Genomic DNA, 26,544 nt, shown 5'->3' with positions numbered 1-26,544 from the left:
CTCGGGCGGCGGGCGCGGACGCGGCGGCGCGGGACCGGGCGGAGGGATGCCGTCCGTATTCGGCGGACGCGTTCGGGGCGAACGCGCGGCGTACGGCCGTGCGGCGCCCCCCGCGCTGCCGCCGGGCGTCTCGCTGCAGCTGAACGCGGCCAAGCGCAAGGGCGAATGGCTCGAGCTGAAGCTGCCGGAGTCGCTCGCGGGCGTACCCTTGAACGGGCTGATGCAGCTGCTGCCGATTCCGCCGAAGGTCGCGGGACGGCTTATCTCCGTGAACGGCGTCCAGCGCCAAGGCAAGCTGCTGCGCCTCAAGCTGTTCCCGGAGGAACGCCCCGAGTTCGAGCCGGAGTGGATGGAACTGAACATCCTCTACGAGGACGACTTTACGCTCGTCGTCAACAAGCCGGCCGGCATGGAGGTGCACCCGAGCGTCAAGGATCAGCGGGGCACGCTGGCGCATAAGGTCGCCGCTTATTACGATATGACGAACCAGGCGTGCCGTGTCCGCCATATCCACCGGCTCGACAAGGATACGACTGGTCCGGTGCTGTACGCGAAGAACGAGCTTGCGCATTACGTCTTCGACGCGGCGATGCGGGAGAAGCGCATCGAGCGCATCTACGCCGCTCTTGCGGAAGGCGTCATCCAAGCCGATCGGGGCGTCATCGACGCGCCGATCGGACAAGACCGGCACCATTCCACGCGGCGGCGGGTCAGCGAAACCGGGGAGACGGCGGTTTCGCGGTACGAGGTCGTCGAGCGGTTCGAGGACCATACCCTCGTGCGCATGCTGCTCGAGACGGGCCGCACGCATCAAATTCGGGTGCATCTCGCGCACCTCGGACACCCGATCGCCGGCGACGGCTTGTACGGCGGCCATCGCCCGTACATGCAGCGCCAGGCGCTCCACGGCGAGAAGCTGATTTGGCCCCACCCGTGGACCGGCGAGCGGATGAGCGTCCGGGCGCCGCTGCCCGACGATTTCGCCGCCGCCCTCCACGCCTTGCGCGAGGCGGGGCCGCCGGCGAAGCCGAGACCGGGGGCGAAGCCGCGCTGACGAACGGCCCTTGCCAAAGGCGGCAAGAGCGCAGCGTTGTGCCGCTCCCGCAGCCCTTACGACCATATAAGATTGCGCCGGCGCAAACCGGCGTTCTTTTTTCCTCAAATATTCCTTGACAGGAATATTCCAAACGTTGTATATTCTATTCAGCAGCAAGCCGTCCGCATCCTGCCCCGGCTGAACGCTTCGGGGTCCGCGGAGCCCGCATCCGAGACTTTATCCATCGCATATTCGACGAGGAGGATTTCAAAAATGCCTTACAGCCCCATGGTTTCCCGAGTAGAGAACGAGCGCGTGCTCGTGCTCGAGCGCGTCTTCGACGCGCCGCGCGAGCTGGTGTTTCAGATGTTCAAGGAGCCCGAGCACCTTAAGGTTTGGTGGGGGCCGAGGGGCTGGGAGCTTCCGGTATGCCGCATCGATTTCCGCCCCGGCGGCGTCTGGCATTACTGCATGAAATGCGTCGACCCGAACCAAGGGCAATTCTACGGGATGGAGTCCTGGGGCAAAGGGGTGTACAAACACATCGCCGAACCGGCGACGATCGCGTACACGGATTACTTCTCGGATGCCGAAGGCAATGAGAACGCCGACATGCCGTCCACCGACGTCACCTTGGAATTCGTCGAGCTCGACGGCAAGACGAAGCTCGTCAACCGCGGCGAATACATATCGCCGGAAGCGCTCCGCACCGTCATGGACATGGGTATGCTGCAGGGCATTACCGAAACGTGGGACCGCCTCGAAGAGCGCTTGAACCAGGTGAAATAAGGAAGAAACATAGAACGGCCGCCGGGCTCCTTATCGAGCGCCGGCGGCCGTTCGTTCGTTACCCGTTTCCCGCGCGGGCGGCGCGTTACGCCGAGCCGCTCCCGCCGCCCAGCGACGAAGCGGCGGCCCGAATCTCCGCGACGAGCCGCTCGAAGCCGATCGCGACCGCCTCCGTCAAGTCGCCTACGGCGCGCTGCAGCCCGGACAACGTATTCGTCTGCGCTTCGATCGCGGCGGTTTGCTCCTGAATCGACGCGTTCACGCCCGACACCTCTTGCGCGAGGCCCGACATCGCGAGGACGAGCGCGCCGACGCCGAGGAGCAGCGCGGCCGCGACGACCCAGCGCTGGTTATACCAACGCTTCTCGCGCCGGTGCGCCTCCCTCCTCGGCCCGAACTCCCCTTGCGGGTACAAGTAATAGCTCCGGTCGTCTTCTACGTACAAATACGGACGGTGCGGCGCCGCGGGCGCGCGATGTCCTTCGGCGCCGCTCCCCTCCGCCTCCTCTCGAGCGTCCCGATTCCGTACCATATCCTGCGATTCGCGAATGTTTTTATCCATAAATGCAAGCCCTCCTCATGCGCCGCCCGCTTTGAAACCGCTTGGCGGCGGCGGAATTGGATATAGCATTCGCCGCCCCGCCCGCCTTTCGGTCCGTCGATCCGCCTCGGCCCGCATAAATGGGCGCCGACTACGCATAGTAAGGGAGGAAATTTTCCAATTTCCGACACACTCTTGAGGAGGAGATCCGCCGTGAAAAACCAAGGCAACAGCATGCAGTCCCAAAACCCGCTCTCGCAGGCGCAGCAATCCCTGGACCATGTCCACAACGCCGTGGCGATGGCGCAGTCGCATCCGACCGAGCGCATGATCGAGCAAGCCGAAAATTCGGTCGCCCGCGCCGAGCAAGCGGTTCGCCAAGCGCACGCAGCGAACAATCCGGGCGCCGCGCAGCTCGCGGACAGCGAATTGCAGGAAGAGAAAGAGAACCTGCACTCGCTTCAATAATCGAGGAACGGGCATCGGAAAGAGGGGCCTCCGCCGGGAGGTCCCTCTTTTATGCGCTGGCGTCTCCCCTCGCGGTCCGGTAAACTAATACCTAAAGGAGCGATGCGCATGCCGAAGTGGTGGATCGCCGCGACGAAAGCGTGGAACGGCTGGAAGCGGCGCAGAGCTTTAGGGTGGTTTCGGCCCGGCGCGACGGTGCGCGGCCGATATAAAATCGTGAAGCCGATCGGCGAAGGAAGTTACGGCCTCGCCTACCTGTGCCGCGATAAGCTCGCGGACGGCGGCCCCTGCGTCTTGAAGCACGTACAGCCGCTGCGCGGCGGGAAGCAGCGCACCGAAGCGGCGTTCGCGCTCGAGACCGACATGCTCGACCGGCTGCGCCATCCGGCGGTGCCGCGCCTATTGGAGAAATTCGTCTACCGCGGGGCGATGTGCTTTACGATGGAATACGCGCCCGGCGTCTCCCTCGAGAAGCTGCTGTTCGACGAAGACCGCACGTTCTCGGAACGAGAGGCGCTCCTCCTGCTCCGCCGATTGACCGACGTCGTCGCCGACGTCCACCGCCGCGGCATCGTGCACCGCGACATCCGCATCGCCAACGTCATCCTCGACGGAGACTGCGTCCGCCTGATCGACTTCGGCCTCGCAAGAGATTTAGACCCGAATGCGCCCGACCCGGTGCCGGACGACGTGCTGGACGACGACCCGATGGAGAAGAAGCTTCGCCGGCGCATCGATCGGACCAGCGACTTCTACGCCATGGGCCACCTGCTGCTCTTCCTGCTGTACAGCACCTACCCGGACGTCCGCGAGGAGCGCAGCTGGGAGGAAGAGCTGCACCGCCTGTCCCCCGCAACGAAAAGGCTGCTCCGCCGCATGCTCATGACGGAACAGCCTTATGCGTCGGCCGAAGCGTTGGCCGAGGAGCTCGACGCCGCGATCGCCGCGACCGCCGAAGCTTCTTAACTGCTGTAGCTGGAATAGCCCTTTTTCTTATAATACCCATGCCCGTACTGGTTGTGCTTCGGCGGCGCCCCGAACTTCGGCTTTTGGAAATGATCGCTGCTGCTGTATTTCTTATACCCGCCGCCGTAATGCTTCTTCTGCGAGGACGAGAGCAGCAGCTTCAACAGCTTCTTCAACATAACCGCTTCACTCCTTGGGTTTTGACTCATAGTACGTTAACGCGGCCCGTCCGGTTGCGTTCGCGGCTCGGCTTTGTTACGTTGATTGTATCAAGTCATGCCACTCGAACCAAGCGAAGGAGCGATTTTTTTCATGACCACCGTCTACGACTTCCGCGCGACCTCGATCCGAGGCGACGACGTGTCCCTGTCCGCGTACCGGGGCAAGGTGCTGCTCATCGTGAACGTCGCCAGCGAATGCGGCTTCACCCCGCAATACAAGGGCCTGCAGGAGCTGTACGAGAAATACAAAGACCAAGGCCTTGAAATTCTCGGCTTCCCGTGCAACCAGTTCGGCTCGCAAGAGCCCGGCACCGAGGAGCAAATCGCGAGCTTCTGCGAGCGGAATTACGGCGTCTCGTTCCCGCTGTTCGCGAAGGTCGACGTGAACGGCGCGGACGCGCACCCGTTGTTCGATTATTTGACCGACCAAGCGAAGGGCATCCTCGGCACGAAGTCGATCAAGTGGAATTTCACGAAATTTCTCGTCGACCGCGAAGGCAACGTCGTCGACCGTTACGCTTCGACGGACACCCCCGAGGACCTCGAGAAGGAAATCAAGAAATACCTCTAACGCTTCGGAAAATGCAGCCCTTCCCGCCCCCGGCGCGAAGGGCTGCCCCGTTTAATCGGCGACGATGCGCCGCGCGTGCGTGTACACATTCAACGAGTCGCCCCGGATAAAGCCGACGGCCGTGATGCCGAGGTCATGCGCCAGCTCGAGCGCGAGCGTCGTCGGCGCCGACTTCGACAGGACGACGGCGGCGCCGAGCTTGGCGACCTTCAGCACGACCTCGGAAGAGAGCCGGCCGCTGAACGCGACGATCGCGTCGCGCGTCGGCAGCGAGTCGAGCAGGCATCGGCCGTACACCTTGTCGAGCGCGTTGTGCCGCCCGATGTCCGCGCGCTGCAGCAGGATGCGTTCCGGCGTACACAACGCCGCGTTATGCAGCCCGCCCGTCCGGCGGAACGCCTCCGACGCGTCCTGCAGCTCGCGCAGCCGGTCGACGCACTGGCGAACGGTCAGGCGCACCTCGCTCGTCGACGTGCGCGCGGCGCGGGCGTCGTTCACGAAGTAAAACTGCCGGCTCTTGCCGCAGCACGAGCCGATGAACCGCTTCGAGACGGCGTCCTTCCCCGCGGCGCGCGGGTTGCGCAGCTCGACGCGCGCGAAGCCGGACGCGGCGTCGATCGCGAGCGACGCCACCTCGTCCGCGCGGCGAACGATGCCCTCCGACGCCAGAAACCCGTACACGAGCTCCTCCAGGTCGCTCGGCGTGCACACCATCGTCGCGAACTCCTCGCCATCGAGCACGATCGTCAGCGCCCGCTCGACCGCGACCCAATCCGTCTCCTCGCGGAAGCCGGCGGCGACGTCGTAGCGGACGACGGGCCGCGACGCCGCGGTCTCCTTCCCCCAGTCTTCCATTCAGCTCACTTCCGTCTCGAGGTCTTCGATCGCGCGCTCGGCGAACCGGACGTCCTTGCCCGCCACGTACGTATCCGCCTTCTCCAGCACGACCGACGTATTGTATTCGGGGATGCCCGCGTGCGGCTCGTAGACGCCCTTCGGCAGCAGGGCGTTGCCCTCCGGCCAATACACCGACAGATTGCCGCGCCGCGTATCCGCCAGCTTCGCCCGGCCCTGGAAGACGCCGTACGCGTTATGCAGCACGACCGCGTCTCCTTCCGCCACGCCGTGCGCCGCCGCGTCCGCCGGATGGATGAGCACGTCCCGGCGATCCGCCGCGTTGAACGGATCCTTCTCGCCGTAGATCATCGAGTTGAACTGCTTGCCGCGCCGCGTCGTCACGTAGAACGTTCCTTCGGCTTTTCGCGTCTCCGGCAGCGCGATCGGCAACAGCCGCCCGCGGCCGTCCGGCGTCGGGCAGACGCCGTCCTCGCACAGCCATGCGCCGCCCCATTGGAACACGTCGCCGCGCGCTTTCAGATGCTGAATGCCGTCGTACGCCGGGTTCGCGAGCGCGATCTCCGCGCGAATCGCCTCCGCCGACGCAAAGTCGACGAGCGCGGCGCGCTCCGGCTTCACCCGCTTCGCGAGGTCGACGTAAATTTGCCATTCCGCGCGCGCCTCCTCGATGCGAGGGCCCGGAATTTCCGGCGAGAAATATACCATGCGCTCCGTCGACGTCGACGTGCCGCCGCCCGGCTGCTCGTAGCGCGTCATCGCCGGCAGCACGATGACGTCTTCGCGCGCGTCGAGGAGCGTCGAGGTGTTCAGAATAATGTCCTGATGCACGCGCAGGTCGACGTTCTCGAGGCAGCCGCGCACGAAATCCGGATCCGGCATCGTCTCGAGGAAGTTCCCCCCGGACGTGTAGAACACCCGCAGCTTACGCGGGTCTTCGTCGGGCAGCGAAGCGTTTTCCAAAGACACGCCCACGATATCGCCCTGCCACTTCGGCAGCTCGAAGCCCCATAGCTTCTCGATGCGCGCGACCGTCGCCTCGTCCCACTCCCCGCCCGGCAGCGAGAACGGATCCGCCCCCATCTCCCCCGAGCCCTGCACGCCGGAATGGCCTCGGATCGGCATGACGCCGCAGTGCTTGCGGCCGAGGAAGCCGCGAAGCAGCGCGAGGTTCGCCACCTGCGAGATGTTGTCGGTGCCGAATCGGTGCTGCGTCAGCCCCATCGACCAGACGAACACGCCGGATCGCGAACGCGCGAGCAGCTCCGCGAACTCCCCCATGCGCGCGCGGGTCAGCCCGGACGACGCTTCGAGCGCCGCCCAGTCCAGCGACTCGACATGCGCCCGCAGCGCCTCGAGCCCCGTCGCGTGCGCCTCGACGAACGCAAGATCGATCGCCGAGCCCGGCGCCGCGTCCTCCATCTCGAACCACGTCTTCATGACGCCGTTCATGAACGCGATGTCGCCGCCGATGTTCACTTGATACACGTCGTCTACGATTTTCGTGCCGAACAATGCGCTTTCCGGAATCGACGGAATCCAGTAGTTTTCCATGGACGGCTCGCGATACGGGTTGATCATGATCACCTTCGTGCCCTTACGCTTCGCTGCGTACAAATATTTCGTCGACACCGGCTGGTTGTTCGCCGCGACGGAGCCCCAGAACACGACGACGTCCGACCCGATCCAATCCGCATAGCTGCAGCTCGACGCGCCGATGCCGAGCGAACGCTTCAGCGCCGTCTTGCTCGGCGAATGGCATATGCGCGACGCGTTGTCGATATGGTTGACCCCGAGATACCGCGCCACCTTCGCCGCCGTATAATACACTTCGTTCGTGATGCCCCGCGCGGTCAAGAAGAACGCCGTTTGCTTCGGGTCGGTGCGGCGCATCTTCGAGGCGATCGTCCCCAGGGCTTCGTCCCACGTCACTCTCGAAAATGTCCGCTCCCCCTTGCGCCGCCGCAGCGGGTACGGAATGCGCCCGAGCGCGCGCAGCTCGGCGCTGGAGCGCTTCCGCAGCTCGTCGATGTCCGCGTGCAGCGTCTCGGGCGGAATCGCCGGCATCGTGTTCAGCCGCAGCACGTTCAATCGCGTCGTGCACAGATGCGGCCCCGCCAGCGTTCGGTCCTTCAGGCCCGAGACGCCCAGCGCGCAGCCGTCGCACACGCCCTGCGTCAAGATGCGCGCCGCGTACGGCAAGTTGTCCCGGTTCTCCCACGCGACCTTGATCGTGTCGCGGATATGCTTCGGCTTCACCTTGCCGAGCCCGAACGGCACCGGGCTGACCCACAGCTTCGGATCCGGCGCCGCCGGCAGTTTTTGCGGTCCCTCATGCATCGTCTTCCCCATTCGCGTTACGCCCCTTCTTCGGAAAATGCCAAAAAACCGCGCACGAAGCCCTTCCCGTCGTTCGGGAAACTGCCGTGAGCGGTTCGTCTTTAACAGGATCGCTGCCAAGTGCCAACCTCGTTGATTCAGTTGCCGCTAGCCGTTGCCGAACTTCTCCTCGATGTCCGTATCGAACACGAACACCGACATGCCGAAATCCTTCTCGATGTCGATGTCGACGAACAGGTCGACGAGCTTCGCGCCGAGGAACGCCTCCATCTCGACCGGCGGATGCTTGCGGTACATCTGCTTGACCATCTCGGTGCGGGCCGCGCGGAGCATCGGCTTGCCCTCTTCGTGCTCGGCGATGAATTTCTCCACCGGCGACAGGTTGCCTTCCATCTCGCAGATCGCCCACCGCTTGCAGAACGTCGTCCGGATGTGCCCGGGACCCTTCCCCATGTGCCGTTTGCGAAACGCGCGCACCAGATTGCTGAATTCGGCTTCATATTTGTTCATATCATGATATTAGCATGACAGCGATTTCATGACAACGGGGGCGCCGCCGCCGCTTTGCGCGAAGACCCGCCGCCCTGGGCAGCGGGTCCGCGCCGCATCGCGCCTCGTCACCCGCCCCATAACGCTTTGACGCTGACGAAGCCGATCGCGTAGACGACCGCCAAGTAGACGACGGTCGCCGTCAGCAGCCCGTAGCCGCCGAGCAACAGCAGCCCGTCGCGCCGCAGCAGCCCGAGCGCCAGAAACACGATCGCGTACGCGGGAATCGCGTTCGACAGCGGGAGCGGCAGCGGCAGCATCATGCCGGCCGCGCTCGCGACGATGGCGAGCGCGTGGAGGATGCGCAGCGGGCGCGTCGCGGTCATCGCCGTAAGGCGGGGCCTCGACCACCCTTCGAGCCGCCGAAGCACCGCCGACGCCTTATCCGCGATGAGCCGCATATGCTTTTGCTTTACGCGCAGCCGCCCCAGCCTGCTCGGCAAGCGAAGCGACCCGCCGGTGATCAAGCTCAAGCAAATCAAAATAATCAGCGTGCCGAACGGCGTGCTCGTCCCCGGGATCGAGACCGGCAGGAGGAACGGCACCGTCAGCACCATGACGGCGACGAGCAGCCCTTCCTTGCCGATCCGCTCGAACAACTCGTTAATTTCCAGTCCGTCCTTCGGGGTCGAGGCCGCCAGCTCGTCGACGAGCTCGGCGACGCTGAACGAGGAATTAAACGTCTTTATCGCGCCGACACCTCCGCTGCGAATGCTTGGATATGCCTTATATACGCGGACGAGCCGGACCGCGTTCCAGCCGCCCTACGGCCGCTCCGGCAAGCCGGACAAGTAGGCGACAGCCTCCGCGAGCGTCCGCACCGGGACGACGTCGAGCGTATAGCCGCGCGCGGCGGCCTCCGCCAACGCCTCCGCCGCGTTGCGGTCGTCCGCTTGGACGTCGGCCGGCACGAAGAAGACGTCCGCGCCCTCCCGCGCCGCGGCGACCACCTTCTGGCGAATGCCGCCGATCTGCCCGACCTCGCCCTCCATATCCATCGTGCCCGTCCCGGCGACGCGGTAACCCCGCGTCAGCCGTCCGGGCGTCGCCTGATCGTACACCTCGAGCGCGAACATGAGCCCGGCGGACGGACCGCCGATATCGTCCGCGCGCCAGACGACGCGCCGGTCGGTCGCGACGCGGAGCGCTTCCTCGGCCTCGATGCCGAGCCGGACGTCGCCGTCCGCGTCCGCGTACAGCGGCACCGACGCCGCTTGCCGTTTCCCTTCGCGCAGGAACACGATGTCCACCGCGTCCCCGGCCTGCCCGCCGGCGTAAGCCGAGCGCACCTGCTCGAGGGTCGTCGCCGCGGCGCCGCCCGCCTCCACGATCAAGTCGCCGACGCGCAGCTTCCCGGCCGCGCCGCTCTCCGGCTCGACCCAGGTGACGAACAGCCCCTCCCGCTCCACGCGGATCGGCTCGTCCGCCAAGGCGAAGCCGGCGTGCACCGCCGTCGCCTGCGAGGCCGACATCATGTGGCGCAGCAAGGCGTCGTATTCCTTCGCCGACAGGTCCCCCAGCACGTCCTCCTCGGCCCGAAGCTCCGTGTCCGGCGCAAGCAAGCCGTATATGTAATAAAACACGTTCGAAGCTTTCAAGGATAAGACCGTCGTCAAATAAAAGCCCTCTCTGCCCTCCGGACGATCTCCCCCCTCGACCTCGACCTTCGCGGAAAGCTCCTCCATCGTGCCCGGCTGGTACAAATAATACGGCGTCGGCACGAACCACGCCGCCGTGAGCGCAATGGCCGGCAACAGCCATAGGCCGCTCTTCCTGTTCATGGACCGTTCCCCCCGTCTCCTCACCCCATGCATTATAGTCTTAGCGCCTTGCCTCGCGCAATCCGTTTCATGGTATGATGCTATATGGATCGGGAAGGAGGTTCCGCCATGGCATGGGTGTATTTGCTCGCCGCAGGCGTATTCGAGGTCGTCTGGGCGATATCCTTGAAGGCTTCGAACGGGTTTACGCGGCTCGGCCCGTCGATCGTGACGCTCGCCTTTATGGCCGTCAGCTTTTACTTGCTGGCGCTTGCGACGAAGACGCTGCCGATCGGCACCGCGTATGCCGTCTGGACCGGCATCGGCGCCGTCGGCGCGGTCGTCGTCGGCATCGTGTTTCTGCAGGAGCCGGCGGGCGCGCTTAGGCTGCTATTCGTCGCGCTGATCGTGATCGGCCTCGTCGGCTTGAAGTTGACGTCGGGGCACTAAGCCCCGACGCGCGGTCACGGCGTCCACTGGTCGTGCACGATGCCGACGAGCGCTCGGTCGTCGCCGGCCTTCTCGAAGACGAGGCGCAGGCTGCGCCAATCCATCCCTTCGTTGGCCGGGTCGACGCCGTCGATATGATACTCCACGAAATCATGCGTTTCCTTCGGGTACGCTTCGAATACGTTATTCGCCGTCGTGCTGTGCCCGAGAATTTCGTTCTCCGCGACGTCCGCGTCCTCGGCGAAGTTCGCGTCGTAGACGAATCGTTCGTAATAATCCGCGAAGGTCAGCTCGATCGGATCGCCCGAGCCGGCCGCCGTCCCCCACGTACGCACCGTCGGATCCTCCATTAGATCTTTCAGCTCTTCCCGCTTGAACGTCAAGTCGTTCTCCGCGTCGATATACGCATAAGGCGAAAACCGCACGCCCTTCTCCGGATGCGCCCAAGCCGCCAGCGTTTCTATATCGCCGTTCTTCAGTGCCTTAACGACCGTCGCCGCTGCCTCCAGCGCCGTCGGCGGAACGCCCTCTTGAGGCTCCTCCGAAGGCTCTCCCTCGGGCTCCTCTGCAGGCTCCTCCGCAGGCTGCTCCGCCGGCCGCTCTTCCGCAGGCGGCTCCGACGCCGGCCCTCCCTCCGCAGGCCCTTGCCCGCCTTGCGCGCCGCACGCGGCGAGCATCGCGACGAGACACGCGATCGCCAGGCGCAGCGTCATTTTCGTACCGTTCATCCGTCATCCCACTCCTTGCTTTCTATTCTTCCTCCTCACAGACGCACGCCCGTCGAAAAGGTTGCCGCGCCCTCGTCCCGTCCGCGAAAAAAAGGCGCCCGCCCGAGTACGGGCGGCGCGCCTTCTGCGTGATCTCTTACACCTCGAACGAGCTCTTCAGCGACACGATCCGGTTGAACACCGGGCGGCCCGGCGTCGACGCCTTCGGGTCGACGTTGAAATACCCGTGCCGGAAAAACTGGAATTTGGCCGAAGCCTCGACGTCCTGCATGTCCGGCTCGACGAAGCCGTGCATCGACACGAGCGAGTTCGGATTGATGCGCCTTAGGAACGACTTGTCCGCGCCCGCCGCGCCGGCGAGCCGCTCGCCTTCCGCCTCTAGCGATCCGGCGACGTCCGCTTCCGCGTCCGCGTCGACTTCGCCCTCCTCGTCGTAAATCAGCGGCTCGTACAGCCGGAACTCCGCCGGCACCGCCCGCGTCGCCTCGACCCAATGGATCGTTCCCTTCACCTTGCGCCCCGTAAAGCCGCTGCCGCTCTTCGTCTCCGGATCGTACGTGCAGCGCAGCTCCGTCACGTTGCCTTCCGCGTCCTTGACGACCTCCTCGCACTTGATGAAGTACGCGTGCTTCAGCCGGACCTCGTTCCCGGGGTACAGCCGGTGGTATTTCGGCGGCGGCGTCTCCATGAAGTCGTCGCGCTCGATATAAATTTCGCGGGAGAACGGAATGCGGCGGGCGCCCATGTCCGGATTCTCGGAGTTGTTTTCCGCTTCGAGCCACTCGATCTCCCCTTCCGGATAGTTCGTAATGACGACCTTCAGCGGCTCCAGCACGGCCATCGTGCGGGGGGCCGTCAGCTTGAGGTCCTCGCGAATGTAATGGTCCAGCATGCGAGCATCGACCGCCCCGCTGCTGCGGGAGATGCCGGTCGCCTCGATAAAATCCCGAATCGACTTCGGCGTAAAGCCGCGCCGGCGAAGGCCCGAGATCGTCGGCATGCGCGGGTCGTCCCACCCGTCCACGACCTTCTCGTCGACGAGCAGCTTCAGCTTGCGCTTGCTCATAACCGCGTTCGTCAAATTCAGCCGTCCGAATTCGTATTGGCGGGACACATGCGGCATCTCGCATTCGCGAATGACCCAATCGTAAAACGGGCGCTGATCCTCGAACTCCAGCGTGCAGAGCGAGTGCGTGACGCCTTCGATCGCGTCCTCGAGCGGATGCGCGTACGCGTACATCGGGTAGATGCACCATTTGTCTCCCGTGTTATGGTGATGCGCGTGCGAAATCCGATAGATGACCGGATCGCGCATGTTGATATTCGGCGACTTCATGTCGATTTTGGCGCGGAGCACCTTTTCCCCGTTCCCGAATTCCCCGGCGCGCATCCGCGCGAACAAGTCCAGGTTTTCCTCGATCGAACGGTTCCGATACGGACTTTCGCGGCCCGGCTCCGTCAACGTCCCCCGCATCTCGCGAATGTCGTCGGCCGAGGAGTCGTCCACGTAGGCGAGCCCCTTCTTGATCAGCAGCACCGCCCGGTCGTACATCTCTTCGAAATAATCCGACGCGAAGAACAGCCCGTCCCATTCGTAGCCGAGCCACTTTACGTCTTCTTGGATCGACCGGACGTACTCGACGTCCTCCTTGACTGGGTTCGTATCGTCGAACCGCAGGTTGGTCCGGCCGCCGAACTCGTCGGCGATGCCGAAGTTGAGCACGATCGACCGCGCGTGGCCGATGTGCAGGTAGCCGTTCGGCTCCGGCGGAAACCGGGTGACGACCTCTTTCGTCCGGCCTGCCTTCAAGTCCTCGCTCACGATCGTCTTGATAAAGTTGGAAGCTGCTTCGGCGCGTTCTGTCATGTCATCCCATCCTTTGCGATCCCATGTCTGTACAAGTATATCCCTAAATCGTACCATAACGCGGCGAAAAATAAAAAAATTGCGCCCCGCCTCGGCGGAGCGCCGTCTCTCGATTCCTTGGATCAACCTGCCTTGCCCGCCACCGACACCCGGTTGCGGCCTTCCCGCTTCGCCTCGTACAACGCCTCGTCCGCCCGGCGGACGAGCTGCAGGAACGTCTCGTCGCCGCCCTTCCACTGCGCGACGCCGATGCTGACCGTGCAATACAGCGTCTGCCCCTTCGGCAGCACGAACGCGCGCTCCCGCACGGCGCCGATCAGCCGGTCCGCGGCGACGCGGGCGCCTTCGATCGTCGTGTCGGGCATCAGCACCATGAACTCTTCCCCGCCGAACCGGCCGAGCACGTCGGTGCGAGGGAAGCCGTCCAGCATGAGCTGGCCGATCTCGCGAAGGACGTAATCGCCCGCCTCGTGACCGTACGTGTCGTTCACCCGCTTGAAGTGATCGACGTCGATCATCATGAACGATACCGCGCGCCCCGGCCGGCCCCGCGTCGCCGTCTCGAACGCCTGATTGACGCATCGGCGGTTGTTGAGGCCCGTCAATTCGTCCGTATCGGCCAGCCGCCGGCTCTCCTTCATCTGGGCGACGGCCCTCTCCTTCTCCTTGCAGATTCGCTGAATATGATCGGCGAGGCCCCACGACAGGACGACCGCCTGGAAGGCGGAGCCCGCTTGCGACGCATAGGTCGTCCACCACGACATCGGCAGCCAGCCCGCGTCCGACAGCGAGGACAGCATCGCGCCGACCATGAAGACGCCCCAGCCGAGCAAGAAAAATTTCGCCGTCCGGGAGCCGCGCCGCCAGCCGAACAGGCACGCCGCGATCATGACGAGCTGGATGGCGACGATGCTGTAGATCGAGAACTGCAGCCCCGCCGGATAATCGAAGGCGAGTACGCCGATGTTCAGCGCCTCGACGCCGATCAAAGCGCTGAACGCCCTGTACAGCCGCGGGTGCTCTTGCTTGAGCTGCAGGATATTCCGGGTAAACAGCAGCGCCGCCACATGGCTGAGGCAGATGAAAAACACGATCGCCCGATTGTTCCACCATACCGCGTCCGGCCACACGTACTGGTACGCGGTGCCGTTCAGCGTCAAATACAAGAATAGGGTCGACAGGTTGATGTACACATAGTAGAGATATGCCTTCGAACGCATCGACAGCGCCAATACGCTATTGTAAATGATCATGATCAACATGATCCCGTAATACCCGCCAAGCAGCAGGACGGCGGTTTGCTCCTTCCCGACGAACCGCTCCGGGGTCGCCAGCGTCACCGGGAGCGCCAACGCGCCCTCCGTCTCCGCCCTTAGGTACAACGTCGTATGTTCGCCGACCGGCAGCGCGACGGGGAAGACGTAATTTCGGTTCGGCACGGCGCGGGCCGCGAACGGCAGCGCGTCTCCCGTCTCGCTATAGCCGACGACGCGGCCCGAGGCGTCGACGACGTACAGCTGCAGCCGGTCGAGCGGCGGGTAGGCGACCGACAACAGCCAATCCCGCGTCTGCGTCGCGTTGCGCACCTCGATCCGCGCCCAATGCACCGGCGCGCCGTAGCCGTCGTTCGGAACGTCCCGCCGCGCAGGAACGAATTGCCCGGCTTCGTAAGCCGCCTGCACGTCGGCCAAGCTCCGCTCGCCCCCCGCATCGCGGAACAGCTCCATCGCCGGCGCCGCTTCCCGCGTGCCTTCGCGGAGCTCCAGTACCGCCTCCGCCGCGAAGGCGGCCGTTCCCCCGCTCGCCGCAGCCCAGAGCGCCAATAATCCGAGTAGCATTTTTCTCATTGTGTCCCGCGTCCTTATGGCCCTTCTACGGCCCGCTTTCTTTCCATTATCCGGCATGCGGAAGGAATTTGCTGTGAGGCGCATTACATTTATGGCAAAAAGAAGAGACCTGCACGCCGCGAGGTCTCCCTTATAGCAACGTATAACTTAATATGCCGGCTTCGCCGGCAGCCCCGTCTCCGCCGATACGTTCGCCGCATGCGTAACCGCTTGGGTCCGGTACGCGTCCGCATAGTCCGATCGGATCCGCGAAACATCGCCGGTACGAACCGCGTGAAGGAACGCTTCGGTCTCGAGCCCATACGGATCGACCGGATCCGTATACACCGAGCGGCCGCCCCCGCCGACGACGGCGAGCTCGTCCTTCGTCCAATCGATGCGGCCTTCTTCCGTAAAGAACGACAGATGCACGGCGCCCGCGTCCCACGGCAGCAAGCATGTATTGGAGATCGTCGCTACCGCCCCGCTTCGCAGCTTTAACACGACGGCGCCGACGTCCGGCACGGACACGTTCTCGTGCTTTAGATGCATCGCGCGATTGCCGTAAGCCGCGTACACTTCGTCGACCTCGCCGGCGGCGTAACGAAGCAGGTCGACGAGATGCGTCGTCTGCTCGACGAACTGCCCGCCGGAGCCTTCCTTGCGGCGCCACCACGGCACGCCCGGCATGCCGCCCATCCAGCCGCCCGTCGCCATGCCGAGCGTGCGACCCTCCAGCAGCGAACGAAGGCGCTCCGCGTTATTTTTAGAACGAAAGTGATAGCCTACCGACGTTATCAGTCCCTTAGCCTCGATAAGTCCGAGGAGTTCCTTCGGCAGCGCCGCGTCGAGGCCGAGCGGCTTCTCGACGAGGAACGGCACGCCCCGCTCGATCAAGGCGCGTTCGATATCGCCGTGCGCCATCGGCGGCACGCAAATATAAAAGGCGTCCAGCCGCTCGGCATCCAGCAGCCGGGACAGCGAGTCGTAGCCCCGGGCGTCGTCGAATGCCGCGGCCATCGCGTCCGCCTTCTCCTTCGACGAGCCGAGCACCGCCGCAACGCGTACCCCTTCGAGGCGGGATAACCGGTCGGCGTGCAGCTTCGCGAAGCCGCCCGTGCCCGCGATTCCGATCCGAAGCGTCATCTTACATTCCCCCTACTGCGGTTTCTTTGCCGCGCGCCGTTCGTCGCGGCCCTTCGAAGCGCTGCTCCCGCTTGGGAGCGCTTGCGTCTTTCGCCCTGCGGATGCGTTCGAAGTTTTCGATCCATGCGCTCCGCCTTCGCGCTGCCGCGATCGACAAGCGACCGACAGGCGCTCGAGCTGCAGGCAGGGCGGACTCCGACTATGGAAACTAGTATAACTTATGAATTCCCTACCATGAAGGGGGGGTTACTTCGCCTGCCGAACGGCCGGGTGCAGCACGCGGTCCACCGCGTCCAATATGCGCTCGGAATGGAACGGCTTCAGGATGTAATCCTTGGCGCCCCGGTGCACCGAATTGACGATCAGATGCCGATGCCCGAGCGCGGAACACATGACGACCTTCGCCCGAGGATCTCCGCTCATAATCTCCTCCAGCGCTTCTACGCCGCCCATCTCCGGCATATTGACGTCCAAGACGACAAGATCCGGCCGGTACGCGCGGTATTTCTCGACCGCTTCGAGACCGTTCGCCGCCTCCGTCACGACCCGGTGACCGGCGGTTTCCAGAAGATCCTTCAACATGGCCCGCAGGAACGCGGCGTCGTCCGCGATCATTATGGTCGCCATCGTCCTTCCACTCCTTCGTCTCTGGTACGACATCTCGTATTCTTCATATCGTACCTCTTGCCGCTGAACAAAAACTGAACAAGGAAGACGACGGCTACCCTTTCTCGTAATTCGCTTCGTACCATGACGCGATATCGGCCGCCGGCTCCTCGCCGCTCTCTTCGAGCAGCGACTCCCGAAGGCGCGCGAACGTCTTGCGAACCTCTTGCGCCCGTCCTTGCGCGTGGTACATCCGCATCAGTAACGCGTAGCTCTCTTGAACGGACGGGAAGCGCGCGACCGCCTCTTCCAGCAACGCATGAACCGTGCTGTCCCATGATCGTTCGCCGCGCTCTCTGGCGATGCGCAGGGCGTTTTCGAGCCACCTGACCCGCAGACGCTCCCGCTCTTGCTCCGCCCACAAGTACCCCTCTTGCTCGAAGTAGTCCCCCCGGTACAGCTCCATCCAAGTCAGCGCATTTCCGCCCGGTTCGGCCGCGAGCTGCCGCTCCCATACGTCCGCGTCGACCGTCGCTCCGTTCAATTCGAGCCGGTACCCGCCGTCGGCGAAGCTCAGCTTGACCGGCAATGCCATCCCTTTCAAGGTTTGGCGAATTTGGTAGACGGTCGTATGAAGATGGGTTTGCGCTTTGCCCAAATCCAGCTCCGGCCACATCAGATCGATCAGGACGTCTTTGGATACGGGGCGATTGCGCATGTGCAGCAAATAAGCGAATACCTCCTTGGCCTTCGACGTTCGCCAAGGAATGTCCAGATCGCCCCCGCCTTCGGCTGCGACCGCGAGCCGCAAGAAGCAGCGGAACGTCGGGCGACCCAAGGACGGCCGAGCGGCCTCGGGACGCCGCGCCGCGCGGGCGGCCAGCCGCTCGAGCGTGCTTTCGAGCCGCTTCGCCTGCACCGGCTTCAGCAAATAGTCGGTCGCGTTCAGCTCGAACGCGTTCACGGCGTATTGATCGTATGCCGTGACGAACACGATTTGGAGCTCCGGCAGCGCGGCCGTCAGCCGTTCGGCGGCGACGAGGCCGCTCATGCCGGGCATCTCGATGTCGACGAAGGCGACGTCGGCGCCGAGCTCCGCCGCGCGGGCGACCGCTTCCGCCGGATCGAGGAAGGCGCCGCATACGTCTACCTCGTACCGTCGAAGCATGCGCTCCATGCCGGCGAGCGACAGCGGTTCGTCGTCCAAAATTATCGCTCTCATGCCGTTTCCCCCTTCTCGCACGTGTCGATCGGAATGTCGAACCGTACCGTGGCGCCCCGGCCCGGGACGGACTCGATGGCCAGCCCCTTGCCGTACACGTGCATGAGGCGCCGGTGAATATTCGTCAGGCCGATGCCGCCTTGATGGCGCCCGGCTAGAATGCGGTCCGCGACTCCTTCCTCGAAGCCGAAGCCCGTATCCGAAACGGCGACCGCGATGCTCCGTTCCCCGCAGACCACCTCGATCGTCACCTCGCCCCCCTCGGGGCGCTTCAGGATGCCGTGGCGCAGCGCGTTCTCGACGATCGGCTGGATCGACAGCGGCGGCAGCTGGAACGCCGCGTGCTCCGGTACGCGGGAGACGATGCGCATCCGTTCGCCGAATCGCGCCCGCTCGACCGATAGATACGACTGCACGAGCGCCCACTCCATCGCGAACGGCACGACGTCGTTCAAGTTTCGCAGATCGAAGCTGTTCTTAAGATATAGCCCGAAATCCGCAAGCACCTCCCGCATCCGATCGGGGTCCGTCTCGCTGAGGCTCGCGATCGTGTTCAGCGCGTTAAACAAGAAGTGCGGCTTGATCTGCGCTTGGATGAGCGCCATTTCGATGTGCAGCTTCTCCCGTACGGATTGCTTCAACTGAAGCAGCGTGCGCACGCGCGCCTTCAGCTCCGTCGAATCGACCGGCTTCAGCACGTAATCGTTCGCGCCGGCGTCGAATCCCGCGAGCAAATCCGCGGGCTGGCTTCGAGCGGTCAAAAACAGAACGGGCAGCTCGTGGAAGGAGAACCGTTGCCGGATGAGACGGCACAGCTCATACCCGGTCTTGCCCGGAAGCGAGACGTCCAGGACGACGGCGTCCCACCGCGCCGAGCCCGTCAGCGATTGCATCGCCTGCCGTCCGTCCGACACCGCGTCCACGCCGTACCCTTCGCTCGAGAGCAGCTCGTAAACGACCTTGCGGCTCACCGGATCGTCCTCGACGAGCAGGATGCGCGGCGCATCCCGCACCTCCTTCCGATAAGCGTCCTCGATCGGGATCGGCTGCTCCGGCTCCGGCCGACGCGCCCAGCCTGTCTCGGCAGGCGCCTCCCCCGCCGCCGAGGCGGCGGCCGTCTCCTCGAGGAGGGAGGCCGGGGCGATCGGCAGCGTAAACCGAAAGCGCGTCTGAGCGCCTGGCGCGGATTCGACCCCGATGGAGCCCCCTTGCAGCTCGACCAGCTTGCGCGTGATCGCGAGGCCCAGCCCGGCCCCCTGCGGCGGCGCGTCCCCTTCCCGCGGCGCCTGCTGAAACTCGTTAAAGATATCGTCCAGCCGGTCCGACGGAATGCCTTTGCCGTCGTCCGCGACCGAAATTTCGAGGAACCCTCTCGAGCGTTCCGCTTCGACGAGAATCGTCGAGGCGTCTGCATGCTTAATCGCGTTATGCAGCAGGTTAAACAAAATTTGCATGACCCGCTGCTCGTCGGCCAGCGCCTTCGGCAGCTCCGGGTCGACCCGATTTTCCAGCCGCGTGCCCGTCCGCTCCGTCACGTAAGGCAAGAGCTCGCGCACGCTTTCCACCGCGGTATGCACGTCTACCGGCTTCGGATTCATCTGCATCGTGCCTTCCTTCAGTCGGGACAAATCCAGAATGTCCTCGAGCAGATGCGAGAGGTGCCGGCCCGTGGAGACGATCAAGCGAAGACGCTCCTCCTTGGCGCCGTCGAGCCCGCCTTCGTCGATCGTCACTTGCGCCATATTGATCATGCCGTGCAGCGGCGTACGCAGCTCGTGCGACGTATTCGCCAAAAATTCCGTCTTCATGCGGTCGGCGCGCATGAGCTGGATCGACGCCTCCTCGACTTGTTTTAGGTTGTCGAAGAACCTTCTCGCCAGCAGCATGCCCATCGAGAAGACGAAGGCCAGCGTTTCGACTGGAAAGAAGAAGTTAGACGGCTGCAGCCCGAGGAACGTCAGTCCGACGAAGAGATTTTCGTAGAACAAGCACAGCGAGCCGATTAAGGCATACACCGACTCTTTCTTCGCGGTCAAGACGCCGATGAGCAGCCAACCCATTACATAAAACGAAAGCAGCGCCGCGAAAACGATCAGCGCGAACTCCCAAGAGGTGTGGACGCTGACGTCGACGCTCAAGCAAAATACCGCCGTGAGTCCGGAGAGCGCGGCGAACGACCGGACGACCCAACGCACGTAATACCGCGGGTAGAGATTCTTTACGAAGAACATCATCGTTACATAAATCGAAATCGAAGATAAAAATTGTATTTTGCTTTGCCACTCGTACGGCAAGCTCGGCCACCAGACGAACATCAGCTTCTCGCCGTGCGTCGCCCAGAACAGAAGGTAAGCGAGGAAGAAGCCGCCGAGCCAGAACAGCTCCGGATTTTGCCGCCGCATCGCGAACACCGCGAGCAATAAGACCCCCATGGTTAAGAAGACCGTGCCGATGATATACTCCACCATCTTTTCGGCCTGCTCTTCCCGCGCAACGGTCGTTACCGAGCCGAGATGGAACGTATCGAAAATGCCGCCGCGGTAGCCGTAATGGAAATTCGCTGCATGCACCGCGATTTCGAGCGTATCGCCGCGTACCGGGGCTTCCGTCACGTACGGTGTATTTTGCGGCGACGTCGACGCCCGGTCCGTCCCCGGCGATCCGCTGCCGCCGACGAGTTCGCCGGAGACGTACAGCCGATGCGCGCTGCGCACGTTCGACGACCGGACGGCGAGCACGGCCCGTTCGGCGTCCGCCTCGGACAGCAGCACCCGCAGCCGATACGTCCCGTACCCGAACGTCGTGCCTTCGCCTTCGCGGCCGAGCGCCTCGTCCCAAGATCCCGGCACCTGAAGGAGGGTGCCCCCCGCGGGACGCTCCGCGGCGGGGTCGACATACGCATGCGGATAGAACGCCCACTCCCCGCTTAGACGTACGGTGCCGTCTTCCGCCAAGCTCCAATCCCTCAGATCGAGCACGCCGTCTCTCGCCTGCGGCGTCGGCGCGTCGGCGACGAAGAGCGTCCAGCCCCGAACGAACATGAGCAGGACGAAGGCGGCTAGTATCCACGCTTTTCTACGACTCATCGGACAACCCGCTTTACCCGTTATGTAACGCTAGCACTACCATTCTAGCAGGAAAGCGAAAATGCCTCTAGCCGAACTCCCGTCCGCGAACAGAAAAAAACCTCCCGCGTTTCGCGAGGAGGCTTCCCTGGCATCATTCCTTGCTTACGGCGTCGGCAGCAGCAGCGACTCGAGACTCCGGAATTCGTAGCCCTGTTCCCGGGCGTAATCGATAATGCGCCCCATCGCGTCCGCATTGTCCTTCGAGACGGAGTGGAGCAGCAGGATCGCCCCCGGGTGCAGCTGGGCGGTCACTTGCCGGAAGGCGTAATCCGCCCCCCTCTGCCGCTTCGTGTCCCAGTCGACGTAGGCGACCGACCAAAATACGTTCACATAGCCCAGTTGCTTGCTGACCGCCAGCGTCCGGTCGCTGAAGATGCCCCGCGGCGGCCGGAGAAACAACATGTCCTTCTGCTTCGTTACGGCGGCGACGCCCGCCTTCACCTGATCGAGCTCCTCCTTCAGCTTCGCATCCGACACGGTCGTCAGGTCCGGATGGCTCCAAGAGTGGTTGCCGATCAGGTGCCCCTCGTCGACCATGCGTCGGAGAAGCTCCGGTTGTTCTTTAATGTACTGGCCGGTGACGAAGAAAATGGCGGGCACGCGCTTCTCCTTCAGCACGTCGAGAATTTGCGGCGTGAACCCGTTCTCGTACCCGTTGTCGAACGTCAGATACAGCGCCTTCGCGTCCGCGTCGCCTAGGAACAAGGCCCCGTGCTTGTCCACGAGCGGGCGGAACGGCTCCTGATCGATCGAGGCGGGCTGCCCGTTGCGGCTTTTCTTAAACCCGAAGTGATGCGGCGTGTCGGTCCAGGCCTGCGCCGACGCTGGCGTTCCCGCGGCGCACCAGGCGACCGCGAACGCCAGCGCCGTCGCCGCGACCGCGATGAGTCGATGTCGTGCCATTGGCGATCCCTCCACAAATTGCGTCGTTTCGTCACAGGTAATATGCCACGTTCCTCGCATCCCATGCGCGGCTGACGTATAATTCGCCATTCCCGTCGGCAACCTAGCGGGAAGCAACATCATCCCGGAATGGCAATCTCTAAGGACGAAGGAGCGAAAGCGCATGTTTTTCCATGTGAAAGAAACCCAGTACCGCTGCAAGCCCGACCGTCCGGATCCCGTCTACGCGAAGAAGCTGCAAGAGGTGTTGGGCGGACAATTCGGCGAAATTTCCGTTATGATGCAGTACTTGTTCCAAGGCTGGAACTGCCGGGCCGAGCCGAAATATCGGGACATGCTGCTCGACATCGGCACGGAAGAGATCGCGCACGTCGAGATGCTCGCGACGATGATCGCGCAGCTGCTCGACGGCGCCCCGGTCGATCAAGTGGAGCGCGCGGCGCAGGACCCCGTCTTAGGGGCCGTACTCGGCGGCATGAACCCGCAGCACGTCATCGTCTCGGGCCTCGGCGCCAAGCCGGACGACAGCGCCGGATACCCCTGGACCTCCCGCTATACGATCGCTAGCGGCAACCTGCTCGCCGATTTTCGGGCGAACCTGAACGCCGAATCGCAAGGCCGCCTGCAGGTCGTTCGCTTGTACGAGCTGACGACGGATCACGGCGTGCGGGACATGCTCTCCTTCTTGATCGCGCGCGACACGATGCATCAGAATCAATGGATGGCCGCGATTCAGGAACTGGAATCGATACCGAACATGAACGCGACGGTTCCGTCCTCGTTCCCCCGCAATCAGGAGAAGCAGGAAGTCGCTTACCAGTTCATGAACTTCTCGCAAGGCTCGGAAAGCAGCCAGGGCGCTTGGGCGCGCGGCCCGGCCCTGGACGGCATCGGGCAGTTTCAGTACGTCGAGAGGCCGCAAGCGATGGGCGGAGCGCCGCAGCTGCAGCCGGCGCCTCCGTTCGTCCATTCGACGCCGGGCATGCCGCCGGTGCTCGTGAACGCGTAGTCGATAGGAAACGAAAATAACGGCCGGATGAGAAATGCCTCATCCGGCCGTTGTTTCGCTTGCGGGGGCGCGCGTCTTCCGATTGACGATCACGATGCCGGCCGCGACGAGCGCCAAGCCGAGCACGATATAACGATGAAGCGACTCCCCCGGCAGCAACGCCGACAGCATGACTCCGAAGACGGGGATCAGAAATAGATACATCGAGACGTTCCCGACGGCGTTGTATTTCATAATCGTATTCCATAGCACGAATCCCGCCGCCGACAAGAAGGCAAGGTACGCGAGCATGCCCGCCGAGGCGATCGTGAAGGAAAGCCGGGGCGGGCCGCCGATCGAGGCGCCGGCCGCCAGCAAAGCGATCGCGCCGAACAACATCTGGTACGCGGTCATATACGGAACGGGCATCGAGCCGGCGCCGGATTTGGCGAACATGTTTCCGAGACCGGCGGACGCCATGGCGAGCACCAGGCACGCTTCGCCGAGGCCGAACTGCAGCGACGCGCCGCCTTGATGCAGATTGACGGCGACGACGCCCGCGAAGCCGACGGCCAGTCCCGCCGCCTTCCGGGCGTTCAGCTTATCGTCGGGATACAGCAGGTGGGCGAACAGCATCTGGAAGAACGACGTCGTCCCGGAGATGACCGCCCCCTGCATGCCCGTGGACAAGCTGAGCCCGATATAAAACAACACGTATTGCAGGAACGTCTGGAAGGCGCCGATCTTCAGCAGCGCCGGCACGTCGCTTCGCCGCAGCGCGGCGATCTCCCGGAACGCGCGCAGCAGGAGCAAAATCAGGAGAGCGGCCAGCAGAAACCGGAATCCCGCAAACCATAACAGCTCCGCGGTTTCGTCCGCGCGGATGCCGAGCGCCTCGTAGCTCAGCTTGATCATCGGGAAGGCGCTGCCCCATAGGAGGCGCAAAGCACCGCGGAAGCCGCGATGCCGTAAGGGTTCGTAAACCAACGTTGCGCATTCATTCGTTTCTTCGCACCGGTCCCTTTCCTCTTTAACGCTCCTCAGCGTACCGCATCGGCGGCGGCGGGTCAACGGCGGTCCGATCAAATAAAAATCGCCCCCGGCCGTTCGCGGCCGAGAGCGATGCATGGGCGATTCTCATGTTCAGACGAAATTACAATTTTACAACGTTCTCCGCTTGCGGTCCGCGGTTTCCGGTTACGACATTGAATTCCACGCGCTGTCCTTCGTCCAGCGTCTTGAAGCCGTCGCCTTGAATCGCGCTGAAATGGACGAAGACGTCGTCTCCGCCTTCTACTTCGATGAAGCCGTACCCTTTTTCCGCGTTAAACCATTTGACTGTGCCTGTTTGCATGTGTCTGTTCCTCCAAATTTCAATGTTCCGTTGTTAATATGCCCGCCTTACGATTTTTTAACCCTATTGGGCAATAAGTTTTTATTGGTTCCCCCCTTGACCCCGGACGAATAGGCTGAAGCAACGATACCGTACCCCGAGGTGATTCGCCATGACGCACCCGCTTCGCCTTCCCCCGCTGCTCGCCGGACCGATCGTCAGACGTTCCGAGCCCCGCCGCTTGACGCTCTGGGTCGCAACGTCGCGACGTTACCGCATGGACGCGGCGCTCTTCGACTGCCGCGAGCCCGAGCGCCCCGTCCCCTTCGAGGCGCATACGAGCGTACGCGTCGCGCGCTTGGGCATGCGGCTGTTCGTCTCGCTCGTGGAGCTGCGCCCGCCGGAAGGGTCTTCTTTCCCCGCCGGCGTGCCGCTCGGCTACAATATAACGTTCGCTTCCGAGGACGGCGCGTTCGATTTGGAGGGGCTCGGCCTTCTCGACGCCGCCCGCGAGGACGGCATCGTCTATCCCCCTTATCGATACCCGACCGTCGCGCTCCCGGCCGACGAGTCGGCGCCGATCGTACACGGCTCCTGCCGCAAGCCTCACGGCCGAGGCGAGGACGCGCTCGCCGCCGCGGACCGGGGGCTCGCCCGGATTTGCGCCGAAGGGGGCGTTCGGCCGCAGGCGTTATTCCTGACGGGCGATCAAATTTACGCCGACGACGTCGCCGATGCGCTGCTGCCGCCGCTCCGCGCGCTCGGGCGACGGCTCGTCGGCGACGCGCTCGCGGACGAATCGGCGCGGGCGGACGACCGTCTGGGCGACGAGCCGCTCGCGTCGGCCGCGCGCCGAATCCGGGGGCGGCAATTTATCGCCGAACGGCTGTGCCGCTTCACCTCGGAGCATGCGCATAATCACTTGTTGGATTTTCACGAGTACGCATCCATGTACTTGCTGGCCTGGTCGCCGGAGCCCTGGCGCGCGCTGCGGGAGGCCGGCGCCTTCGCCTCGTTCGACGAACGTTGCGCGGCGGGGGACGTGCATTTCGTCTTTGCCGGCGAGGAGCCGAGGCACCTCGCCGCCCGCGCGAAGGAGCGAAGACGGTATCGCCGGCGGTACGAACAGGACGCCGCACGGCTCCGCCGCTTCGAGCGTACGCTTCCCGCCGTCCGGCGCCTGCTCGCCAACGTGCCGACCTATATGCTGTTCGACGATCACGACGTGACGGACGACTGGAATTTGTCCGCCGAATGGAAGGAGCGCGTCTGGCATGCGCCGCTCGGCCGCTCCGTGGTCGCCTCCGCGCTGACCGCTTATTGGGCGTTCCAAGGCTGGGGCAACGATCCGGACGCCTTCGACGCCTCCTTCCTCGCCGCGGTCGAAGCCCGTTGCGAGGGGCCCGCCGCCCCCGGCTCGCAGACGTACGACGAATGGGTCCGGACGCTCTGGTGGTTCGACGGCTGGTCGTTCGCGGCCCCCACCTTGCCCCGCGCGATCTTTCTCGATACGCGAACGATGCGGGCCTACGATCTGGAGCCAGTGCCCGAGGACGTGTTCGGCCGGGCGGAGGAGACTGCGCCGACCCCGAGGCTGCTGCATCGCCACGGCTGGCAGCTGGCTCGCTCGAAGCTGCTCGAAAGCGGCTGGACGCCCGGGGAGGGGGTAGCGGTCGTCTCGCCGCCTCCGCTGTACGGCATCGGCCTCGTCGAGACGATGCTACGAAGGCATGTCTATCCGCTGAGGGCGATCGGACTGCCCGTGCATGCCATGCTGGACTTCGAAGCGTGGAAATACAACGAGCGCGGCTTCTACGAAGCGCTCGACTGGATCATCGGCTTGTCGCCGCGATATTGCGTCGTTCTCTCCGGCGACGTGCATTCCGCCTCCGCCGTCGCCGTTCGGGTGGAGCGCGCGGACCCGGATGAGCCGACGCGCTCCCTGCCGATCGTGCAGTATACGTGCAGTCCGCTGCGCAACGAAAGCTACGGCGGCGCGATCGGCTTCGTGATGAAGCGATGGATCGACTGGAATGCCTGGCGGCGGAAGAGGGGACGCCTCGTTCGGCGCGGCTCGGCGGACGGACGCTTCCTCCGCGGCGCGGCGGCCGACGGCGAAGGCGCAAGATGGACGGAGCGGATTCGCTACCTCCCGATTGGCAACGGCTCGATCGTCGATTTCGGAAACAACGCCGGATGGCTGCGCTTGTCGCGGGACGGCGCGGCGCAGACGATCTGCTCGCTGCTTCCG

Annotated in this window: 24 protein-coding genes and 1 pseudogene; 8 read left to right on the top strand and 17 right to left on the bottom strand. The window is 64.0% G+C overall.

Going from position 1 to position 26,544, the window contains the following annotated elements; all coding sequences use genetic code 11:
* Positions 1–46: 46 nt before the first annotated feature.
* Positions 47–1,054 (top strand): RluA family pseudouridine synthase, encoded by a 1,008-nt coding sequence (locus tag VEZ38_RS15265; RefSeq protein ID WP_414694725.1) that lies wholly within the window; start codon positions 47–49, stop codon positions 1,052–1,054.
* Positions 1,055–1,309: 255 nt separating this feature from the next.
* Positions 1,310–1,825 carry an SRPBCC domain-containing protein gene (locus tag VEZ38_RS15260; protein ID WP_324894885.1) on the top strand — a complete coding sequence of 172 codons (516 nt, stop codon included), beginning with the start codon at positions 1,310–1,312 and terminating at the stop codon, positions 1,823–1,825.
* Between the two features lie 85 nt (positions 1,826–1,910).
* On the opposite strand, the gene VEZ38_RS15255 is transcribed toward VEZ38_RS15260, so the two are convergent.
* Positions 1,911–2,387: a hypothetical protein gene (locus VEZ38_RS15255; RefSeq protein WP_324894883.1), complete on the bottom strand. Its 477-nt coding sequence runs from the start codon at positions 2,385–2,387 to the stop codon at positions 1,911–1,913.
* A 192-nt stretch (positions 2,388–2,579) separates the two neighbouring features.
* Here VEZ38_RS15255 and VEZ38_RS15250 point away from each other — a divergent pair, with 192 nt between their 5' ends.
* Positions 2,580–2,834 carry a hypothetical protein gene (locus VEZ38_RS15250; protein WP_324894882.1) on the top strand — a complete coding sequence of 85 codons (255 nt, stop codon included), beginning with the start codon at positions 2,580–2,582 and terminating at the stop codon, positions 2,832–2,834.
* A 108-nt stretch (positions 2,835–2,942) separates the two neighbouring features.
* Complete coding sequence (locus VEZ38_RS15245) at positions 2,943–3,800, top strand: serine/threonine protein kinase (RefSeq protein ID WP_324894880.1); 858 nt, start codon at positions 2,943–2,945, stop codon at positions 3,798–3,800.
* On the opposite strand, the gene VEZ38_RS15240 is transcribed toward VEZ38_RS15245, so the two are convergent.
* Positions 3,797–3,979, bottom strand: coding sequence for a hypothetical protein (locus VEZ38_RS15240; RefSeq protein ID WP_324894878.1), 183 nt, complete (start codon positions 3,977–3,979; stop codon positions 3,797–3,799). The two genes, VEZ38_RS15245 and VEZ38_RS15240, sit on opposite strands and share 4 nt — an antisense overlap.
* A 133-nt stretch (positions 3,980–4,112) precedes the next feature.
* Between VEZ38_RS15240 and VEZ38_RS15235 the strand changes: the two genes are divergently transcribed.
* Positions 4,113–4,592, top strand: a complete 480-nt coding sequence (locus tag VEZ38_RS15235; protein WP_324894876.1) for a glutathione peroxidase — start codon at positions 4,113–4,115, stop codon at positions 4,590–4,592.
* Between the two features lie 51 nt (positions 4,593–4,643).
* On the opposite strand, the gene fdhD is transcribed toward VEZ38_RS15235, so the two are convergent.
* The 5 genes from fdhD to VEZ38_RS15210 all read right to left on the bottom strand — a co-directional run bounded on the left by fdhD (position 4,644) and on the right by VEZ38_RS15210 (position 10,117).
* Complete coding sequence (fdhD, locus tag VEZ38_RS15230; RefSeq protein WP_324894874.1) at positions 4,644–5,447, bottom strand: formate dehydrogenase accessory sulfurtransferase FdhD; 804 nt, start codon at positions 5,445–5,447, stop codon at positions 4,644–4,646.
* The gene (locus VEZ38_RS15225) at positions 5,448–7,799 is read right to left on the bottom strand and encodes an FdhF/YdeP family oxidoreductase (protein ID WP_324894872.1); all 2,352 of its coding nucleotides are present in this window, start codon (positions 7,797–7,799) and stop codon (positions 5,448–5,450) included.
* A 135-nt stretch (positions 7,800–7,934) separates the two neighbouring features.
* Positions 7,935–8,297 (bottom strand): DUF2294 domain-containing protein, encoded by a 363-nt coding sequence (locus VEZ38_RS15220; RefSeq protein WP_324894870.1) that lies wholly within the window; start codon positions 8,295–8,297, stop codon positions 7,935–7,937.
* 107 nt (positions 8,298–8,404) lie between these two features.
* Positions 8,405–9,025, bottom strand: coding sequence for an exopolysaccharide biosynthesis protein (locus VEZ38_RS15215; RefSeq protein ID WP_324894889.1), 621 nt, complete (start codon positions 9,023–9,025; stop codon positions 8,405–8,407).
* A gap of 75 nt (positions 9,026–9,100) precedes the next feature.
* Positions 9,101–10,117 carry a YlbL family protein gene (locus VEZ38_RS15210; protein WP_324894869.1) on the bottom strand — a complete coding sequence of 339 codons (1,017 nt, stop codon included), beginning with the start codon at positions 10,115–10,117 and terminating at the stop codon, positions 9,101–9,103.
* A gap of 108 nt (positions 10,118–10,225) precedes the next feature.
* Between VEZ38_RS15210 and sugE the strand changes: the two genes are divergently transcribed.
* Positions 10,226–10,546, top strand: a complete 321-nt coding sequence (gene sugE, locus VEZ38_RS15205) for a quaternary ammonium compound efflux SMR transporter SugE (protein ID WP_324894867.1) — start codon at positions 10,226–10,228, stop codon at positions 10,544–10,546.
* Positions 10,547–10,560: 14 nt separating this feature from the next.
* Here the strand turns inward: sugE and VEZ38_RS15200 are convergent, their stop codons facing one another.
* The 8 genes from VEZ38_RS15200 to pdaA form a co-directional block, all read right to left on the bottom strand.
* Complete coding sequence (locus tag VEZ38_RS15200; RefSeq protein WP_324894865.1) at positions 10,561–11,274, bottom strand: hypothetical protein; 714 nt, start codon at positions 11,272–11,274, stop codon at positions 10,561–10,563.
* 136 nt (positions 11,275–11,410) lie between these two features.
* A complete protein-coding gene (locus tag VEZ38_RS15195) occupies positions 11,411–13,141 on the bottom strand; it encodes a glutamine--tRNA ligase/YqeY domain fusion protein (RefSeq protein ID WP_324894863.1) in 1,731 nt (576 codons plus the stop codon).
* Positions 13,142–13,263: 122 nt separating this feature from the next.
* A complete protein-coding gene (locus VEZ38_RS15190) occupies positions 13,264–14,988 on the bottom strand; it encodes a diguanylate cyclase (RefSeq protein ID WP_324894861.1) in 1,725 nt (574 codons plus the stop codon).
* A gap of 147 nt (positions 14,989–15,135) precedes the next feature.
* The gene (locus VEZ38_RS15185) at positions 15,136–16,113 is read right to left on the bottom strand and encodes a Gfo/Idh/MocA family oxidoreductase (protein ID WP_324894859.1); all 978 of its coding nucleotides are present in this window, start codon (positions 16,111–16,113) and stop codon (positions 15,136–15,138) included.
* Positions 16,114–16,359: 246 nt separating this feature from the next.
* Positions 16,360–16,740 (bottom strand): response regulator, encoded by a 381-nt coding sequence (locus VEZ38_RS15180; RefSeq protein ID WP_324894857.1) that lies wholly within the window; start codon positions 16,738–16,740, stop codon positions 16,360–16,362.
* 94 nt (positions 16,741–16,834) lie between these two features.
* Entirely contained in the window at positions 16,835–17,941 is a 1,107-nt protein-coding gene (locus VEZ38_RS15175) for a response regulator (protein ID WP_324894855.1), read from the bottom strand.
* A complete protein-coding gene (locus tag VEZ38_RS15170; protein ID WP_324894853.1) occupies positions 17,938–21,027 on the bottom strand; it encodes an ATP-binding protein in 3,090 nt (1,029 codons plus the stop codon). The genes VEZ38_RS15175 and VEZ38_RS15170 overlap by 4 nt, the downstream gene beginning before the upstream one ends.
* 144 nt (positions 21,028–21,171) lie before the next feature.
* Complete coding sequence (gene pdaA, locus VEZ38_RS15165; protein WP_324894851.1) at positions 21,172–21,972, bottom strand: delta-lactam-biosynthetic de-N-acetylase; 801 nt, start codon at positions 21,970–21,972, stop codon at positions 21,172–21,174.
* A 163-nt stretch (positions 21,973–22,135) separates the two neighbouring features.
* Here pdaA and VEZ38_RS15160 point away from each other — a divergent pair, with 163 nt between their 5' ends.
* Complete coding sequence (locus VEZ38_RS15160; protein ID WP_324894849.1) at positions 22,136–22,981, top strand: manganese catalase family protein; 846 nt, start codon at positions 22,136–22,138, stop codon at positions 22,979–22,981.
* 39 nt (positions 22,982–23,020) lie between these two features.
* Here VEZ38_RS15160 and VEZ38_RS15155 read toward each other — a convergent pair.
* Positions 23,021–23,961, bottom strand: a pseudogene (locus VEZ38_RS15155) (DMT family transporter).
* A gap of 152 nt (positions 23,962–24,113) precedes the next feature.
* Positions 24,114–24,314: a cold-shock protein gene (locus VEZ38_RS15150; RefSeq protein ID WP_324894847.1), complete on the bottom strand. Its 201-nt coding sequence runs from the start codon at positions 24,312–24,314 to the stop codon at positions 24,114–24,116.
* A 151-nt stretch (positions 24,315–24,465) separates the two neighbouring features.
* Between VEZ38_RS15150 and VEZ38_RS15145 the strand changes: the two genes are divergently transcribed.
* Positions 24,466–26,544: hypothetical protein (locus VEZ38_RS15145; RefSeq protein WP_324894845.1), on the top strand; the 2,079-nt coding region annotated here is incomplete at its 3' end.

The sequence above is a fragment of the Paenibacillus sp. genome, from assembly GCF_035645235.1.
GTDB lineage: Bacteria > Bacillota > Bacilli > Paenibacillales > YIM-B00363 > Paenibacillus_AE.
The sequence above is the reverse complement of the archived record's forward strand: the minus strand, read 5'-3'. Positions and strand labels throughout refer to the sequence as shown.